Source organism: Candidatus Protofrankia californiensis (assembly GCF_900634765.1).
Lineage (GTDB): Bacteria > Actinomycetota > Actinomycetes > Frankiales > Frankiaceae > Protofrankia > Protofrankia californiensis.
Window position 1 is genome coordinate 1 of sequence record NZ_CAAAFT010000317.1, and the last position, 3,712, is coordinate 3,712.

General features: G+C 65.0%; 2 protein-coding genes. Both read right to left on the reverse strand.

Features of this window, described 5'->3' with window-relative positions; genetic code table 11:
- Positions 1 to 465, reverse strand: a 465-nt coding sequence (locus DD1DGNOD_RS16800) for a lipocalin-like domain-containing protein (RefSeq protein WP_131770557.1), incomplete at its 3' end; no start/stop codon positions are given.
- A gap of 46 nt (positions 466 to 511) precedes the next feature.
- Complete coding sequence (locus DD1DGNOD_RS16805; protein WP_131770558.1) at positions 512 to 3,598, reverse strand: type I polyketide synthase; 3,087 nt, start codon at positions 3,596 to 3,598, stop codon at positions 512 to 514.
- Positions 3,599 to 3,712 lie beyond the last annotated feature (114 nt).

Below are 3,712 nucleotides of genomic sequence, written 5' to 3' on the forward strand. Positions count from 1 at the left end.
GACCCGGATGTCCGACCCGTCATGCTTCGCCGGACAACACAACGTCAACACATCCCTTCTCAGCGCGAAATCGCGAACCTGCTTCCCTCCAATCCATTCGGGAACAGACGCCGCCTGCACATGATGGATGACTTGATCGCCAGATAGGTGATAGGTTCCGCAATATCCGATGTAAGGGTTGTTCATGGCGATCGATTCGGCGTCGACATGCGGTCCATGGGCAAATTCGGGGACGGATGCGCTCGAGGTGTGACGCCGCGGGTCGCGCAGGTGTACGGACATGTGGCCGTCTACCGTGTAGATCAGTAGGCCGCTCGGCTGGGCGCCCATGGGCATGCCGAGAATGTTTCCGTTGCGGTCAGTGACGATGAATGAGATAGGCTGCCACGCTCCGGCCAGGGTGTTTAGCAAGGGACCATGTGCATCGAGGTGGCCCGCAGGATCCGAACTGGTTGCGCCGCTCATGAGGACGAAATCTCCATCGGGGTTGGCTTAGATCGTTGTTGACTTGTCAGTCCGAGGTCGACAGCAGTCCGTCAATGTATGCACTGAATTCCGCGATTGTGGGATGCTCCCAAATCGAGGCGAGCGGGATGGAGACATGAAATACCTGCTCGAGTCGTTCGCGGAGTTCCAGGGCGCGCAGGGAGTCCAGGCCGAGCTCCGCAAAGGTGGCGCTGGTGCTCACCCGATGCGTCCGCAACCCGAGGAGTTCGCGCACGGTTTCAACGAGGTGCTTCGCGATAACCCTGCGGCGTTCGTCTCCGGTGTGCCGGTGAATGTCGGCAAGGACGTCGTCGGCGGTCTCCTCAGCGTCCGGACGTTGCGTGTCAGGCTCGGCAAGCGCCGACGGGACCTGGTTGATCATCTGTGCCGGGCCGTCCGTGAGTGTCCTGATCAGGTAGGTGCGCCTGTCCCACGTCGTAGGCGGCACATCCGCGAGGGCTCCGTCGCCGTGCCACTGCCGCCACTCCACGTCGAGCCCGGCGCAATGAAGCGCCGCGATGCTCGCACGCACGGCTGTGGCCTGATCGTGCTCGGCACGCATGGTCGGCACAACCGTGGCCTCCGACGCCCCGACCGCCTCGAGGATCAGGGTGAGCGGGTGGGCCGCCACCGGATGTGGAGAGATCTCCTGGAAAAGCCGGTCTCCGTCCTCGACGATGGCGATCGTGGCATCCACCGCCCGAACCGGGCAGCGCATGTTGTCGCCCCAGTAGGCGGCGTCGAACGTGGGTGTCTGCCGCGGATTGGGCAGAACCGTGGTGTAGAAAGGGATCGTCGGCTGCTCAGGCCGTATGTCGCTGAGCGCAGCGGTCAGCGCGTCGGCGGTTGGACGGATCAAGGTGCAGTGCGAGGCGACATCGACAGCGATCATCCGCGCGGGAATGTCACGAGATGTCCAGCCTTCGACCAGCTGTTCGACTTCGACCCGAGTACCACCAATCACGGTTGACCGGGGCGCGGCGCGTACCGCGACATCCACGTCGGGAAGATGGTCGATCTCTGCCCGGACCGTGGCCGCATCCAGTTCGACGACCGCCATCGCCCCAACGCGGGCTTCGGCGGCGGGAACGCACAGCATGGACCGACGGCAGATGACGCGGACGCCGTCTTCCATGATCAGCGCTCCCGCGATCACGGCAGCGGCGACCTCACCCATGGAGTGTCCCACGACGGCGGCGGGATGGATGCCGTGGGATTGCAGGGTGCGCGCCAAAGCGACCTGTATCGCGAAGATCAAGGGCTGGACCTGGTCGATTCGGGTCACCTCGACACCGGCCCGCAGCACCTCCTCCGGCGAGAACCCCGACTCGGCGCGGATCAGGGGATCGAGCTCCGCGATCGTGTCGGCGAACACGGGTTCGGCGGCGAACAGGTCTCGCCCCATACCAGGCCACTGCGAGCCGTGGCCGCTGAACACCCACACCGGTCCCGCTGCGTGCTCGGCGTGGACATAATCGTTGACCACGCCTTGGGCAGGTGCCCCGTCGGCATACGCGCGCAGGCGGTCGACGAGCTCGTCCCGGGAGCAAGCGACGACCGCCAATCTCTCGGTGGCATGCGAGCGGCGTACCGCAAGTGTGTGCGCGACATCCTTCAACGGTGTCGCCGCTCCGGGGCCGAGGAGCCAGTCGGCGAGCCTGGCAGCGGAACGCTCCAGCGCGGTTTCTGATCGTGCCGACAGCAGGAACGTGCCGGCGGAATCGTCCCTGATACTGGACGACCTCGGCGCGACCGCGGGGCTGGGAGCCGGCGGTTCCTCCACAATGGCATGCGCGTTGGTCCCGCCCACACCGTAGGAGGACACGGCTGCGAGCCGCGGAACGCCGGTGACTGGCCACGGTGTCGTTCCGGTCGGAACGAACAGCCTGGTGCCGGACGGGTCGATGGTGGGGTTCCACCGTCGGAAATGCAGTGACGCCGGAACCTCACCGTGGTGCACCGCCAGGATGGCTTTGAGCAGTCCCACCAGGCCTGCGGCGGATTCGGTGTGGCCGAAGTTCGTCTTGGCCGAACCCAATGCGCACCGGTCTCGTCCCGTTCCATAGACGGCGGCCAGCGAACGGAACTCGATCGGATCGCCAACGATGGTTCCCGTGCCGTGCGCTTCCACCAAACCAACGTCTGCCGGGTCGACACCGGCATTGGCCAGAGCGGTGCGGAACACCTCTTCCTGCGCTTGCCCGGAAGGCCGGGTGAATCGGGACGTCTTCCCATCATGATTGACCGCCAGCCCCCGCAGCACGGCAAGCACGCGGTCCTGGTCACGAATCGCGTCCTCGAGACGTTTGAGCACGAGGACCACGCACCCCTCGGCCCGAACGAAGCCGTCCGCTCGTTCGTCGAAGCTGTGGCATCGCCCGGTGGGAGACAACACCCCCAACTCGGTATAGGCCACGAACGTCCGGGGGCTGAGCAACAGGTTGACCGCGCCAGCGAACGCGAGGTCACACTCGCCCTGCCGAAGACTTTGACATGCCAGGTGCGTGGTGACCAACCCCGACGAACACGCCGCGTCCACGGTCATGCTGGGACCGCGCAAACCCAGGATGTGCGATACCCGAGCGGACGCCAGTCCAGAGGTGTTACCGGTCGGAAAGTATCCGCCACCGCCGGCCGGGAGCCAAAGCGCATAGGCCGCATGGTCCAGGTTGGATATGCCGAAGAACACACCAGCATGGCTCCCCACCAGGTCATCGGTCGGCAATCCGGCGTGCTCGCACCCCTTCCACGCCTCCTCCAGCAACAGCCGATGCTGAGGGTCGATCAACTCCGCCTCGGCCGGGTTGATGCCGAAGAACTCCGGATCGAAGGCACCGACGTCGCCCGGCAAAATCCCAGCACGCCACAGCACGTTCCGGCCGGTCTCCGACTGCAACGCTTGCCGTGACGTCTCACTCCATCGCTCTGACGGCACATCTGTGATCGCATCACGACCGTCCCGGAGAAAATCCCAAAGTGACGCCGCGGAATCAACGCCGCCAGGAAGGCGACACGAGGCCCCGATCACCGCAATGGAGGTACTTCCTCCAGCATCCCGCGTCCGGCCACCCGAACCTGCGTTCGGACGTGCGCGCATGGACTGATCCACCATCTCAACCTCTCCTACGATGGCAGGGCGGTACTTTTGGCTGACAAATCTTCAGTTCCGCGTCGGCTAGCGCGTCCGTACCTGCTCGTGTCGCCAGGTCGGACACGGCTTCAGTCG

Bases quoted from the DNA above. Each gene is read 5' to 3' on its own strand.
- DD1DGNOD_RS16805 (WP_131770558.1), bottom strand. From the start codon at position 3,598: ATGGTGGATCAGTCCATGCGCGCACGTCCGAACGCAGGTTCGGGTGGC.